Source organism: Paraburkholderia sp. OAS925 (genome assembly GCF_040543975.1).
Classification (GTDB): domain Bacteria; phylum Pseudomonadota; class Gammaproteobacteria; order Burkholderiales; family Burkholderiaceae; genus Paraburkholderia; species Paraburkholderia graminis.
In genome coordinates this window covers 70,905-85,141 of sequence record NZ_JBEUNO010000001.1, presented here as the reverse complement: position 1 = coordinate 85,141, position 14,237 = coordinate 70,905, and the positions used below count along the sequence as shown (strand labels likewise).

Here is a 14,237-nt window from a genome sequence, read left to right as displayed (position 1 = left end):
CGTATCCGATAACCAGATACAGGCATGAATCCGGGACGCGGCGACGCATCCCGATGGGCTGCCACGACCAACCGTAGTTGCAATTGAGGAGGAGCGCCGATGTTTTCCCCAGGACACTCTGGAGCCAATGCGTACGCACGCGTGGGCGTCGAGACAGGGGTGATGGGCGCGAGTCCGCATCGTCTGATCGTGATGCTGTATCAGGGAGCCAGGCAGGCTATCGCGCAAGCACGGATGCACGTGCAGCAGGGCAATGTCGCCGGTCGTGGACAGGCGATCGGCAAGGCGATTCAGATCGTCGAAAGCGGGCTGCAGCAGTCGCTCAACCTTGAGGTGGGCGGCGAGATTGCGCAGCGGTTGAACGCGCTATATAGCTATATGTCGCGCCGGCTGCTGGAAGCCAATATAAAAGCGAGCGAGGCAATGCTGGTCGAGGTCGACGGTCTACTGGCGACGCTCGAAGAGGCATGGATCGGGATTGCCCCGGAGATAGCGCGGATGGCTGCCCAGCCGGCCGCGGAAAGCATGAGATGACATCGAACGCAGAATATTTTGCCCGCTACGAGGCCATCGCAGCGTTGTCCTGCCGCATGCTGATGGCTGCCCGACGCGCCCTGTGGAACGACCTGGTGCACTTGCAGGAAGAATACCGGCAACTCGTGGACGCGCTGAAAGAGGCGGAGACGGGCGTCAAGCTCGACGAGACGGAGCGCCTGCGCAAGTACGCGCTGATCCGCCAGATTCTCGCCGACGACGCCGCGATCCGCGACCTCGCCAATCCGAGCCTTGCGAAGCTGTCGGCGCTGTTCGGCGGACGGCCGTCGCGGGTGCTGAAGGAGCTTTACGGCGCGCGCTGACGGTGGCCGCGATCTAGCCGCGATGCAGCCGCGATGCAGCCGCGAGGCGCCTGACTGAACGAATTTGAGCGCGCTGCCGCCAATGTGACCAAGGAATCGGCATGAACGGAATCGACACGGCCCTCGCATCGCTGCTCGCGACCCGCGTCGACAGCCTGCTGAACATTGGTCCCGGCAGCGCCGCCACCACGCAAACCGGCGCGCCGGACGTCGAGACCGCGCCGACCACTTCGGCTCCTCTTGCCCCGCCAACGCCGCCGCAGCCATCGGCGCAAACGGCCTTGTCCGCTGTCGCGCTCACGCTCAACGCGATTGTGCGTTCGGGCGGCGAGGCGACTCCGGCGATTGTCGGCCAGACGCCGATCTGGCCCGCCGCTCCCGCGCTCGACGTCGAAGTCGGCGCTTTGCCGCTCTTCGACGCGCCTGCTACTCCTAATCTCGCTTCGAACGCCGCTGCGTCGGCGGCCACTGCCAATGTCGCGGCGGCGCAAGTGCCCGTTGCGGCGCTCGCGGCCGCGCTTGCGCAGACGGTCGGCGATAGCGGCCTCTTCTACGAAGCGCATCTCGCCCAATGGCTGAGCGGCCAGCGCTCGCCGGAGACGCTCGCCGGCGAGGCGCAGAACAAGCTCGTGGCGGCATCGGCGCAATTGCCGTTGAACTGGGGAAGCGGGGCGGGCGATGCGTCGTCTGCTGCTTCCAATGCCGGCGCAGGCGCAAGGCCGGGCATGGGCGCGGCGCCGAACGGGGCGGCTGACGGTGCGACGCCGAACGCGGGCAATTTCGCGAATTCCGCGAACTCGGCCAATGCGAATGCCGGCACGAGCGCCGGCCGCGCGATGCCGTCGATCGACACGGCGCACGCCGCGCGTTTCGCCGCAGGTGAAGTGCTCGCGAGTTCGCTGTCCGACCTGAACGGTCAATCGACGCATGCCGGTTTGCACAACGCCGCGTCGGCAGCGGCGGACGGCAGCCCGCAGCAGACGGCGCAAGCCGCCGCGGTTCATCCCGCGACCGTGCCGCTTGTGCGTCAGCAACTCGATCTGCTCGCGACCGGCCAGTTCCGCTGGACCGGCGAAGCGTGGCCCGGCGCGAAACTCGACTGGACCATCGAACAGGACGGCGACGAGTGGGACCGCAGCGGCGGCGGCACGGCCAGCGAAGAGGACCAGCCGTGGCGCACGCGGCTGACGCTGTCGCTGCCGACGCTCGGCACCGTCGACGCCGAATTGACCTTGACCGGCATGCGCCTCGTCGCGCGCGTGCAGGCAAGTCCGGGCGGCGCGGGCGCGGCTCGCGATGCAGGGCGAGGGCTTTCGTCAGCGGCTCGCGGCGGCGGGCATCCAGTTGCACGGGTTGACGATTCGCGAGATCGGCGGCGGCGCGCCTGCGACGGGCGCGGCGACGGCGAGCGCTGCGGCGGCCGCTCAGGCAGCGGCGTCGGCGTATGCGCGATCGGCTTCGGCGGGCGCGGCTACGTCGGCTGCGGCAAACGCGGCGGCGGAAAAAAGCCGGCGCGCGCCGCCCGACGATTTCGACTGGGACATGTGATGAGCCGCAAACATCGCCGCAGCGCGGCTGCGCTCGTCTACGACGCCAATGGCGGCGATCCCGCGCCGCGCGTGATCGCGAAGGGCTACGGCATGCTCGCCGACATGATCGTGCAGCGCGCGAAGGAAGCCGGGCTGTACGTGCATGAAGCGCCCGAAATGGTCTCGCTGCTGATGCAGGTGGACCTCGACGCGCGCATTCCGCCGCAGCTTTATCAGGCGGTCGCCGAATTGCTGGCGTGGCTGCATCGGCTGGAAAGCGGAGCGGAGCGCGAGCCGCCGCAGGCCGCGTCGGGCAGCGCGAGGAGCGGTGTGGAGGATGTCACCGATGTTGTTGCGGTCGACATCGATGGTGCGGGTGACGGGCGGTGAGCTTCGGCGTAACCGCGCCACCACGCAACCATGCAGCGAGCCGCAATCAAAACCGCATCATCAATCTCAACAGCGCATTGACGCGCTTGCCGTAAGGCGGCGCGATCCATCCGCGCGCGTTCAGACGCGCCTGCGTCAACACCGGCTTCATCTTCGAAAACGTCACGAAGCCTTCGTAGCCGTGATAAGCGCCCATTCCGCTGGCTCCCACTCCGCCGAACGGCAGGCTTTCGCAGGCCAGATGCATCAGCGTTTCGTTGATCGCCATCCCGCCCGCGATGGTTTCGTGCGTGACGCGCTCGATGGTCGCGGCGTCGTCCGCATACAGATAAAGCGCGAGCGGGCGCGGCCGCGCGTTGATCCACGCGATTGCGTCGTCGAGCGTGTCATACGGGACGATCGGCAGCAGCGGCCCGAAAATTTCCTCTCGCATCAACTCGCAATCGGCGGGCGCATTCGTCACGGCGACAGGCGGAAAGCGGCGGCTCGCAGCATCCGGCGCGCTGTCGGTGAGCGGATGCAACTGCGCGCCGGCGGCCTCGGCTTCGTCCGCGAGACGCTCGAGCCGCTCGAAGTGGCGCGGCGAAATAATCGACGTGTAATCCGGGTTGTGCGTGAAGCCGGGGTACATCTTCGCCATCCGCACGCGCGCCCGGTCGATGAAAGTCTGCTCCTTGCCGCGCGGCACGAGCACGTAGTCTGGCGCGACGCAGGTCTGCCCGGCATTGAGCGTCTTACCGGCGATGAGGTTATCCACGGCATTCTCGAAACGCGCGTGCGCGCCGATGATCGCCGGCGATTTGCCGCCGAGTTCGAGCGTGACCGGCGTCAGATGCTCGGCGGCGGCGCGCATCACCTCGTGGCCGATTTTCGTCGATCCCGTGAACAGCAGATGATCGAAGGGCTGCGCGCTGAACGCAGCGGCGAGCGCGGCATCGCCGTTGACGACCGCGACGTGATCGCGCGCAAAGGTCTGGCCGATCAACTGCTCGAACAACGCGGACGTGCGCGGCGTTAGTTCGGACATCTTGACGATCGCGCGATTGCCGGCGGTGAGCGCGCTGATGAGCGGCCCGGCGGCAAGCAGCACCGGATAATTCCACGGCACGATGATGCCGACCACGCCAAGCGGCTGCGGCACCACTTTCGCGCGGGCCGGCAGCAGCCATTTGTTGGTGCGGCGGCGCTGCGCTTTCATCCACCGTTTGCCGTGGCGCAGGGCCGCGTCGATTTCCTCCTTCACCAGCAGGAATTCCGCAAGCAGCACTTCCTGTTTCGCACGATTGCCGAAGTCGGCGCTCATCGCGTCGGCGAGCGCGTCGCGATTATCGAGCAGCACTTTGCGCAGCGCTTGCAGATGCGCCGCGCGCGTTTCCCACGACGGATACGGCGCACGCAAATACGCATGACGCTGATCGCCAAGCAGCGCTTGCAGCGCGGCGACCTCGGGCAAATCGTTCTTCATTGTTCACCACTCCCTGATGAAAGATGCGCTTATTGGTGTTGTTGCGTCGTTGCTTGGTTGCGTGCCGCTGGCTGCGATTTCAAACCGGAAAAGCGCGTTCGACGATCGCCGCGTGATCGAACGTGGCGGGGAGCGTGCCGTAGACGCGTCCGCTTTCGCCGCAGCCATCCGCGAGACGGGTGGCAATGAAGGCCTCCGCGACAACGGCGGGCGAATGCCTGACGAGCAGCGTGGCCTGCGCGATCAGCACGATCTGCTGCGCGATGCGCCGCGCCGATGCTTCGCGATGTTCGGCGGGTCCGTTGAGCGTCGCGGCGAGTTTGCCGAGCGCCGCGCTCAACGCAGGATGCGCGGCGGCATCGGCCTGCCATTGCGCGAAGAGCGCCTGCGCCGCGTCGGGTTCGCGCTCCATCGCGCGCAGCACGTCGAGGCACATCACGTTGCCCGAGCCCTCCCAGATCGAATTGACAGGCGCCTCGCGATAGAAGCGCGCCATCGGACCGGTCTCGACGTAGCCGTTGCCGCCCCACACCTCCATCGCTTCGCCGGTGAATTCGAGCGCGCGTTTGCAAACCCAGTATTTCGCCGCCGGCGTCACGATGCGCCGCCATGCGCGCTCGGCGGAGGCAGCCGCTGAATCGGCGGCGGACGTCGCTGTGCCTGCATCGGCGGATTGCTCGAACGCCTGCGCGAGCCGCATGAACAGCACGGTCGCCGCTTCCGATTCGAGCGCGAGGTCGGCGAGCACATTGCGCATCAACGGCTGATCGACTAGATTGCGGCCGAACGCGCTGCGATGACGCGCGTGATGAATCGCCTGCACGAGCGCCGCGCGCATCAGCGCCGCGCTGCCGATCACGCAATCGAGCCGCGTGTAGTTCGCCATTTCGATGATGGTCGGCACGCCGCGTCCTTCGTCGCCGATCATGATGCCGAACGCGTCGAGGAATTCGACTTCGCTGCTCGCGTTCGAGCGGTTGCCGAGCTTGTCTTTCAGACGCTGGATTTGCACGGCGTTCTTGCTGCCGTCGGGCGTGAAGCGCGGCACGAAAAAGCACGACAGGCCGACGTGATCGTGCGTGCGCGCAAGCACCAGATGAGCGTCGCATTGCGGCGCCGAGAAAAACCATTTGTGGCCGACCAGTTCATAGGCACCGCCCCGGCCGCCGGCAGCGATCGCGCGCGCCTGGGTCTGATTGCTACGCACGTCCGAGCCGCCCTGTTTTTCGGTCATGCCCATGCCGATCATCGCGGACGCTTTTTGCGCGAGCGGCACATCGCGTGGATCGTGCTCGCGCGCATACAGCTTGTCGCGCAACGTCTCGAACAGTTGAGGCTCGCGCTGCAATACCGGAATGCTCGCGAACGTCATCGTCAACGGGCACAGCGAGCCGGACTCGATCTGCGCATGCAGGAAGTACCCAGCGCAGCGCGCGGCCATCGCGCCCGGCCGCGGGTCGGAGAACGGCAACGCGTGCAATCCCTCGCGACGCAGCAGAGCGAGTAGCTCATGCCACGCGGGATGAAACTCGAGCGCGTCGATACGTTCGCCGCGCGGGCTGTGCGTCGAAAGCTCGGGCGTGTGACGGTTGGCGAGTTCGGCGAGCGTGAGCGTCTCCGGCGTGGTGAGCGCCGCGCCGTGCCGCAGCAGCGCGTCGCGATGCCATGCGGCGCCGTCGCGTTCGAGCGCGGCGGATAGCGCGGCGTCGGTGGAAAAGAGGTTGTAGTCCGCGAGCGGCGGCACCTGATTGGTGACCTCGTGAGTCTGGCCGAAGCTATGGCGTTGCATCTGCTGTCTCCGTTCGCCGCGTGTTCGCGGCAAGGGCGCCGGCGCGGGTTTTTTATCGCGCGGCGTTTGCGCCAAGTGGGCGCTTTGCGTGCGCTGTCTGTGCGCGCTCTATGCGTTTTCGCTGCGGCATCGGCGCCCATCGGTGCGCCATCCGTGCGCGGTCGATAACACGCGTCCGCGCCGCGCCGTTTGATTGCGACCGACTCACCGTGCGCCAAAAGCACATCGCTCACGGACCCTGTTTGAATCCCGCAAGCCGCCGCGCGGCGGGCGTCTGCGGGTCTTTCATCATAGGGGCGCAGGGGCGTTCAGGTTTAGAGTAATCGCTCTGACGTGAAGCCGCCGCGGCCTCCGAACCGTCCCTACAATGCCGGGAAACACACGTAGACAAGTGTGCACGAGACAGGGTGCGCAGACAACGCACTCATCAGGAGGAGCGATGGAATACGACTACATCATCGTCGGTGCCGGCTCGGGCGGCTGCGCGCTCGCGAGCCGTCTCGCGGACAACTGTCCCGACGCGACGATTGCCCTGATCGAAGCGGGCCCGCATACGAATCGCAACCTGTTGGTCAACATGCCGGTGGGCGTCGCGGCGGTCGTGCCGAACAAACTCAAGACCAACTACGGCTATCTGACGACGCCGCAACCGGGACTCGGCGGCCGGCGAGGCTATCAGCCGCGCGGGCGCGGCTTCGGCGGATCGAGCGCGATCAACGCGATGATCTACACGCGCGGCCATCCGCTCGATTACGACGAATGGGCGCAACTGGGCTGCGACGGCTGGTCGTGGCAGGACGTGCTGCCGTACTTCCGCCGCGCCGAGGGCAACGAGCGCGGCGCCGATGCGTGGCACGGCGACAGCGGCCCGCTCTCCGTGTCGGATCTGCGCTACCGGAATCCGTTTTCGAAGCGCTTCGTGCAGGCCGCGATGGAAGCCGGCTACAAGCCGAACGACGACTTCAACGGCGCCGATCAGGAAGGCATCGGCTTCTATCAGGTCACGCAGCGCGATGGCCGGCGTTGCAGCGTCGCGCGCGCTTATATCTACGATCGCGAGCGCGCCAATCTCCATACGATCGCCGATGCCACGGTGCTGCGCGTGGTGTTCGACGGCAAGCGCGCGAGCGGCGTGGACGTGGTGCGCGGCGGCCGTCGCGAGACACTGACCGCGCGCGCCGAAATCGTGCTCGCGGCGGGCGCGTTCAATTCGCCGCAATTGCTGATGTGCTCCGGCATCGGGCCGGCCGGGCATCTGCGAGCGCATGGCATCGAGGTCTTGCACGATGCGCCCGAAGTCGGCCAGAACCTGATCGACCACGTCGATTTCACGATCAACAAGCGCGTGTCGTCGATCGAGCCGACCGGTTTCTCGGTGCGCGGCATCGCGCGGATGGTGCCGCAGTTCGTCACCTTCATGCGCCACGGCCGCGGCATGCTGTCGAGCAATGTCGCCGAGGCGGGCGGCTTTTTGAAGAGCCGGCCGACGCTCGAGCGGCCCGATCTGCAACTGCATTTTTGCGCGGCGCTCGTCGACGACCATAACCGGCACATGCATTGGGGCCACGGCTATTCGCTGCATGTGTGCGTGCTGCGGCCGTTTAGCCGCGGCTCGGTGACGCTCGCGAGCGCCGATGCCCGCGATGCGCCCGTGATCGACCCGCGTTTTTTCAGCGATTCGCGCGATCTCGATCTGCTGGTCGAAGGCGTGCAGATGGCGCGGCGCATTCTCGACGCGCCGTCGCTTGCGCTGCACGGCGGCCGCGAACTGTACACGCGGCCCGGACAATCCGACGAACAGTTGCGCCAGACCATCGCCGAGCACGCGGACACGATCTATCACCCGGTCGCGACCTGCCGGATGGGCGGCGATGCGCGCTCGGTGGTCGATCCGCAATTGCGCGTGCGAGGCGTCGAGGGACTGCGGATCGTCGATGCATCGGTGATGCCGACGCTGATCGGCGGCAACACCAACTCGCCCACGGTGATGATCGGCGAACGCGCGGCCGAGCTGATGACGGCGAGCCGTCGCCGGCCGCAGACGGTGGAGCAGGCCGGCGCAGTCGCAAGCGCCGCGCCGACGGCCAGCGCCGCGTGAACGTGTCGGTACGCCCGCTCGAACTGCCGCATTTCCGACGCCAATTATGAGAGAACCAGTGCGAACGTCGTCTAAATCGTCATAAATTGTGCCGTTCCTTTTATGAGACTTCCGGATACCTATAATCGCCGCGCAATTAGGGGCGCGTCAGGTGGCGGGTCCGGGAACTCCAGGAAGCGAAGGCATGAGCATCAATTTGATTCACGCGATCCAGTCCGCGTTGACGGACGAAGTGGTCGCGCAACTGGGCGAGCGCATCGGCTTGCCGCCGCAAGCGACGCGCGCCGTGGTGACCACCGCCGCGCCCGCGCTGCTGGCCGGGCTGATGCACAAGGCCGCGACGCTCGAGGGCGCGCGCTCGCTGTTCGCCACCGCCGTCTCGCCCGATGTCGACGCGCGAATCGCCGAACAGTTGCCGCATCTGACGGACAGTACGCGCGGCGTGAGCGAACTCGAAGGTGCGGGGCGCGCGTTGCTTGAGCGTTCGCTCGACCGCCGCGCGGAGTCGCTCAGCGACGAAGTCGCCGTGCAAACCGGCGTGCCGGCGCACGCCACGCATGCGATCACGGGCATCGTCGGCGCGACCATGCTGGGCATGCTCAAACAGCATCTGCTGAAAAGCCAGGGCAGCGTCGGTCAACTGCCGGCGCTGTTGAGCCATCAGATGCCGCTCATCGCGCCGTATCTGAACGACCGGCTGCTCGGCGCGCTTGGACTCGGCACGGTTGGCGCTTTTACCGGCGGCGTGCTCGGGCAGTTGAAGGCGGTGTCGGCGCATATCGAGCATCCGATGCCGGCGGCGAAACCCACGCCCGAAGTGACCGCGGCCGTTCACGTGCCGGCGGACGCGGTGGTCGGCGAAAAGCGCCGCTCGCACGCGTGGCTGTGGTGGCTGTTGTTGGCGCTCGGGCTCGGCGCCGCGTTGCTGGCTTATCTGTTTCCGGGCAGCTTCGCGCAACTGCAACACCGTGCTGGCGATGCGGTCGGTGAGAGCGCGCAACCTGTAGCGGCGCAGCCGGCTTCGGCGGCGGTCGGGGCGTCCGGTGAGCTTGCAGCGGCAGTCGCGGCTAGCGACGGCGTCGCGTCGATGGTGACGGGCACCGTGCAGGACGCCGCGGCGTCGGCGGCTGTGGATGCGGCGTCTGCCGCTGCGTCGGCGTCGGCGTCGGTCGTTGCGGCGAGCGGGGCGGGTGTTGCTGGAGGGGCGAGTGGCGTTGGTGGTGCGAGCGGTGCAAACGGCGCAAGCGACGCGCATCAGCCGGGCGTCGCCGCGGCGCCGTCCAAAAACAGCCAGTTCGCGTTCAGCGTGAACGAAGCGGGCAAGCCGACGTTCACCGCGACGGTCGGCAGCGAGGCCGAAAAGACGCAGCTCATCGACGAGTTGACCAAGCGCCTCGGCCAAAACAACTACAGCGCGAACATCACCGTCGACCCGGCCACCAACCCGGCCGACTGGCTCGCGCGCCTCGACGGCCTCGTGCCGCTGATGAGCGTGCCCGGCGCGGAACTGAAACTGGACGGCACGCGAATCGAACTGAGCGGCGCGGCTGCCAACGCCAAACTGGGTTGGCAGAACGCGTTGAAGTCGCTATTCGGCGCCTCATACGACGTCGGCGCGTTCGACCCCGAACACGCCGTCGAACAGGCAACCGTGAATTTTCGCAGCGCGGTCAAGGCGCTGTTGACGGGCAACCCGACGTGCGTCGCGGCCGATATCGCCAAAGTGCTCAACCTGCAGGTGATCAACTTCGGAAGCTCGAGTGCGCGTGTGCCGGCGACGGCTAACGACGACCTGGGCCAGTCGGCGCGCGTGCTGAACGCCTGCGCGCGCAACGGGCGGGTCGCGAAGCTCGAAGTGGCGGGCTATTCGGACAACGTCGGCGGCGAACAGGCCAATCTGCAACTGTCGAAGGAACGTGCGGAAGCGGTTCGCTCGTATCTGGTCAAAGCCGGCGTACCGGGCGACTCGCTTCGCGCGCAGGGTTATGGCCAGACGCACCCGATCGCCGGCAACGACACGGCTAGCGGACGCTTCGCCAATCGCCGTATTGAGTTCAGCGCGCAGCAATAAGGACGAGGGCGCGTGAGCCGCAGCCGTAAGGCGGTGCCGTCCGGCGCACAGCAGCGATGGCGGCGCTGAATCACGGGCAGCAGTAAAGGCCGCTGGCGCTCGGCGCGCAGCAGCATGCCCGGCGGGCGCCTCATGCGCAGCAAGAAGGCCGGTCGCGCTTCACGCGGAGCAGTAATGCCGGTGGCGCGTCACCGGCTGCAGCAAGGCGGGCGACGCTCAATCCCAACCACCATGCCGCCCGGCACCCGCCGGGCGGCATTTGTCATTCCGCGCGCGGCGCCTGAAGCGGCGCGGCGATGCCCGTCAGGCCGAGCATCAGGTCGTCGCCGGCGCGGCCGGGCAGCGTTTCGCGGGCCACCTCCAGCCAGGCGCGCGCCGCGTGCGACAGATAGCCGTCGCGGCGCCAGCCCATCGCCATTTCCCATGGAATCTCCGGCTCGACCACCGGCAGGCAGGTGAACTGCGCGGGATCGAGCCGCCGGCAATAAGGCGCGGGCAGCAGTGCGATGCCGACGCCGGCAAGCACCAGCGCCGCCATGAAATCCCAGTGTCCGCTGCGTCCGACGATAGTCGGCGCGAACCCGGCGACGCGGCACGCGTTTAGCACGACGTCGTTGAGCGCCAGGCTCTCGCCGTAGAACACGAACGGCTCGTTCGCGAGCTGTGCGAGCGGCACTTCGCGCAATTCGTCCCAGGGCGAGCCGGTGCGCGCGACGAGCCAAAGCAATTGACGAGTGATCGGCAGCACGTCGATATTGGCGGGGTCGACCGGCTGCAGCACGCCGCCGAGTTCCAGCTCGCCGTTGATGAGCGCCGTCTCGATGGCGCGCGAGCCCTGCTCGAACAGCTTCAGCTCGATCTTCGGATAGCGCTGGCGGAACGTGGCAATCGCGGGCGTGAAGAGCGAGCCGCCCATCGGCGGAATACCGATGGTGAGTTCGCCGCGCCCGAGCGTGCCGAGATCGTTCAGTTCGGCCTGCAACTGCGCGTGCGCGGCGAGCACCTCCTGACCGCGCTGATAGACGATGCGGCCGGCGTCGGTGAGCACCATCTGCCGGCCGTCGCGCAGCAGCAGCGGCGAGCCGATCTCGTCCTCGAGCGACTTCACCATCTTGCTGATGGTGGGCTGGGTGACGAACATCTGCTCGGCGGCGACGGTGAAGCTCTGCTGACGAACGACTTCGACGAAATAGCGCAGCGCACGCAGTTCCACGGTCGGGCTCCCGATTCCATATTGGAATGAATCGGGCGATTGTAAGTCATGGCATTTATGACGGCGAGGGCGGCTTCGGCAATCGCTCGGCCTTGCAACGCGCGCCTAATATTGAGACGTGCGGTGCGAACCGCGAGCTACGATTGCCACCTTTGACGCGACCGGCTGCCGCCGCTTCCCCATGACGCCCGCTTCTGCTATCTGCATCGTTATTCCCTGCTACAACGGCGCGTCGACGCTCGCTCGCGCGCTCGATAGCTGCCGCATTCAACCAGAGACCGCGCAAATCATCGTGGTGGACGATGGTTCGACCGATGCGTCCGCGGAGTTGGTCCAGCAATACGCAAACATCGACCCGCGCGTGCAACTGCTGCGCATGCCGGGCAACGGCGGCGCGGCGCGGGCGCGCAACTGGGGCGCGCTGCACGCGTCGCACGATCTGCTCGCCTTTCTCGATGCCGACGACGAATATTTGCCCGGCGCGCTGACCGCGGCAAGCGCGTTTCTCGCGCACTATCCGAAGCAGGTGTCGGTGCGGCTCGACGTCGAGTACGTCGATTTCCCGGCCGACATCACCGGCCACCCCGATTTTGCGCAGCACGCGGCGACGCTCAGCAACACGGTGCCGAGCAGTTTGATCGTCCGCCGTGCGGTGTACGCGGCGCTCGGCGGCTTTCCGATGGATGACGCGTTTCGCCGTATCGGCGGCGAGGATGGCGCGTTCTCGTGGGCGCTGCGGGAGATGTTCGGCAATCCGCGGTTGCCGGACGTGAAGCGCGTGCGCATGCATTACCACGCGGGCATCCACGCGGAGCGGTACTTCCGCATTGCGTTTGGCTGGTTGACGCCGTCGCCCGCCGACGTGACCGACGCGTTCTCTTTTTCGCTTCGGTTTCTCGAGAGGGCGCAAGCGGGCATCGCGCAGTTGCGCGGCGCGGATCTCGCCGCCGAGGCCGCAATGCCGGCGGCGGGCGAGGCCGCTGCCACGGCGGACGGAAAGCCGTGCTGAAGTTGCGCTGTTAGGTGGGGCGGCGTCTGTCTGTAACTGCGCTGGCAACTATGTGTGGCCGGAGCCTGCGCAGCGGCCCAAAGGCGCCGCAACCAAGGCGAACACCGAGCCCCAATTCACGAGCCGCCGCCGCGTCGCCGCCTTCATCCACGGGCCCACAAGCGCCTCCGCCCCGCGCCCCACACCCATCCCAATTTGCTACAATCGCCGTTCGTCTTCGAGGAGCGTTGCGACGGGTACCGCGAATCAGCATATATTCGCCGGCCGCCCGCCAGGCTCGAAGGCTTCAATCGGAGGGCCCGGATGCGCAATTGCGCTGTCCTATCCACCGCATCGAACCGCGCTCACGTCAAATTTCTAGTCACTATTTAGAAAGGAGGGCGTGATGAACGCCGCAGTTATCGATTCCCAGGCTTCCCAGGATTACATCGTTGCCGACCTGTCGCTCGCCGACTGGGGCCGCAAGGAACTCACCATTGCAGAGACGGAAATGCCCGGTCTCATGCAAACGCGCGACGAATACAAGGCGCAGCAGCCGCTGAAGGGCGCGCGCATTGCCGGCTCGCTGCACATGACGATTCAGACCGGCGTGCTGATCGAAACGCTGACGGCGCTCGGCGCGGACGTGCGCTGGGCCTCGTGCAATATCTTCTCGACGCAGGATCACGCCGCCGCCGCCATCGCCAAGGCCGGCACGCCGGTGTTCGCGTTCAAGGGCGAGTCGCTCGACGAATACTGGGAGTTCTCGCACCGCATCTTCGAATGGCCGAACGGCGAGTTCGCCAACATGATTCTCGACGACGGCGGCGACGCGACGTTGCTGCTGATCCTCGGCTCGAAGGCAGAGAAAGACCGCTCGGTGATCGCCAAGCCGACCAACGAGGAAGAAGTCGCGCTGTACAAGTCGATCGAACGTCATCTGGACGCCGATCCGACGTGGTACTCCACGCGCCTCGCGCACATCAAGGGCGTGACGGAAGAAACCACGACGGGCGTGCATCGTCTGTATCAGATGGAGAAGGAAGGCCGCCTGCCGTTCCCTGCGATCAACGTCAACGACTCGGTCACGAAGTCGAAGTTCGACAATCTGTATGGCTGCCGTGAGTCGCTGGTCGACGGCATCAAGCGCGCGACCGACGTGATGATCGCGGGCAAGATCGCGGTCGTGGCCGGTTACGGCGACGTGGGCAAGGGCTGCGCGCAATCGCTGCGCGGTCTCGGCGCGACCGTGTGGGTCACGGAAATCGATCCGATCTGCGCGTTGCAAGCGGCGATGGAAGGCTACCGCGTCGTGACGATGGAATACGCAGCCGACAAGGCCGACATCTTCGTGACGGCAACCGGCAACTATCACGTGATCAACCACGATCACATGAAGGCGATGCGTCACAACGCGATTGTCTGCAACATCGGGCACTTCGATTCGGAAATCGATGTGGCATCGACGCGTCAGTACCAGTGGGACAACATCAAGCCGCAAGTCGACCACATCATTTTCCCGGACGGCAAGCGCGTGATTCTGCTGGCCGAAGGGCGTCTCGTGAACCTGGGCTGCGCGACGGGCCACCCGTCGTTCGTGATGTCCAACTCGTTCACGAACCAGACGCTCGCGCAGATCGAACTGTTCACGCAAGGCGACAAGTACGAGAACCGCGTGTACGTGCTGCCGAAGCATCTGGACGAGAAGGTCGCACGCCTGCATCTGGCGCGCATCGGCGCAACGCTGACCGTGCTGTCCGACGATCAGGCCGGTTACATCGGCGTCGACAAGAACGGTCCGTTCAAGCCGAATCACTACCGCTACTAAGCACGTGCG

10 protein-coding genes, 1 pseudogene and 1 riboswitch are annotated in these 14,237 nt (G+C 66.4%); of the genes and pseudogenes, 8 read left to right on the top strand and 3 right to left on the bottom strand.

Annotated features, from left to right (window positions below; genetic code table 11):
- Positions 1–99 precede the first annotated feature (99 nt).
- The 4 genes and pseudogenes from fliS to ABIE53_RS00365 all read left to right on the top strand — a co-directional run bounded on the left by fliS (position 100) and on the right by ABIE53_RS00365 (position 2,776).
- Positions 100–534 (top strand): flagellar export chaperone FliS, encoded by a 435-nt coding sequence (gene fliS / locus ABIE53_RS00380; RefSeq protein WP_192700370.1) that lies wholly within the window; start codon positions 100–102, stop codon positions 532–534.
- Positions 531–857, top strand: coding sequence for a flagellar protein FliT (locus ABIE53_RS00375; protein WP_006053248.1), 327 nt, complete (start codon positions 531–533; stop codon positions 855–857). Before fliS ends, ABIE53_RS00375 begins: the two co-directional genes overlap by 4 nt.
- 101 nt (positions 858–958) lie before the next feature.
- A pseudogene (fliK, locus tag ABIE53_RS00370) lies at positions 959–2,405 on the top strand (flagellar hook-length control protein FliK).
- A complete protein-coding gene (locus ABIE53_RS00365) occupies positions 2,405–2,776 on the top strand; it encodes an EscU/YscU/HrcU family type III secretion system export apparatus switch protein (protein ID WP_192700368.1) in 372 nt (123 codons plus the stop codon). Before fliK ends, ABIE53_RS00365 begins: the two are co-directional and overlap by 1 nt.
- Positions 2,777–2,822: 46 nt before the next feature.
- Here ABIE53_RS00365 and ABIE53_RS00360 read toward each other — a convergent pair whose 3' ends face one another.
- Entirely contained in the window at positions 2,823–4,241 is a 1,419-nt protein-coding gene (locus ABIE53_RS00360) for a coniferyl aldehyde dehydrogenase (protein ID WP_192700367.1), read from the bottom strand.
- Positions 4,242–4,320: 79 nt separating this feature from the next.
- On the bottom strand, positions 4,321–6,030 hold the full coding sequence (locus ABIE53_RS00355) for an isovaleryl-CoA dehydrogenase (protein WP_192700366.1): 1,710 nt from the start codon (positions 6,028–6,030) through the stop codon (positions 4,321–4,323).
- A 439-nt stretch (positions 6,031–6,469) separates the two neighbouring features.
- On the opposite strand from ABIE53_RS00355, the gene ABIE53_RS00350 reads away from it, so the two are divergent.
- Together ABIE53_RS00350 and ABIE53_RS00345 are read left to right on the top strand one after the other, a co-directional pair.
- Positions 6,470–8,128: a GMC family oxidoreductase gene (locus ABIE53_RS00350; RefSeq protein ID WP_192700365.1), complete on the top strand. Its 1,659-nt coding sequence runs from the start codon at positions 6,470–6,472 to the stop codon at positions 8,126–8,128.
- A gap of 184 nt (positions 8,129–8,312) precedes the next feature.
- Positions 8,313–10,199, top strand: a complete 1,887-nt coding sequence (locus ABIE53_RS00345; protein ID WP_192700364.1) for an OmpA family protein — start codon at positions 8,313–8,315, stop codon at positions 10,197–10,199.
- A 262-nt stretch (positions 10,200–10,461) separates the two neighbouring features.
- Here the strand turns inward: ABIE53_RS00345 and ABIE53_RS00340 are convergent, their stop codons facing one another.
- Positions 10,462–11,412, bottom strand: a complete 951-nt coding sequence (locus ABIE53_RS00340) for a LysR family transcriptional regulator (protein WP_006052546.1) — start codon at positions 11,410–11,412, stop codon at positions 10,462–10,464.
- A 181-nt stretch (positions 11,413–11,593) separates the two neighbouring features.
- Between ABIE53_RS00340 and ABIE53_RS00335 the strand changes: the two genes are divergently transcribed.
- Together ABIE53_RS00335 and ahcY are read left to right on the top strand one after the other, a co-directional pair.
- Positions 11,594–12,421 carry a glycosyltransferase family 2 protein gene (locus ABIE53_RS00335; protein WP_192700363.1) on the top strand — a complete coding sequence of 276 codons (828 nt, stop codon included), beginning with the start codon at positions 11,594–11,596 and terminating at the stop codon, positions 12,419–12,421.
- Between the two features lie 213 nt (positions 12,422–12,634).
- A riboswitch (S-adenosyl-L-homocysteine riboswitch) is annotated at positions 12,635–12,774 on the top strand.
- Between the two features lie 32 nt (positions 12,775–12,806).
- Entirely contained in the window at positions 12,807–14,228 is a 1,422-nt protein-coding gene (gene ahcY, locus ABIE53_RS00330; protein ID WP_006052548.1) for an adenosylhomocysteinase, read from the top strand.
- The last annotated feature ends 9 nt before the right edge of the window (positions 14,229–14,237 follow it).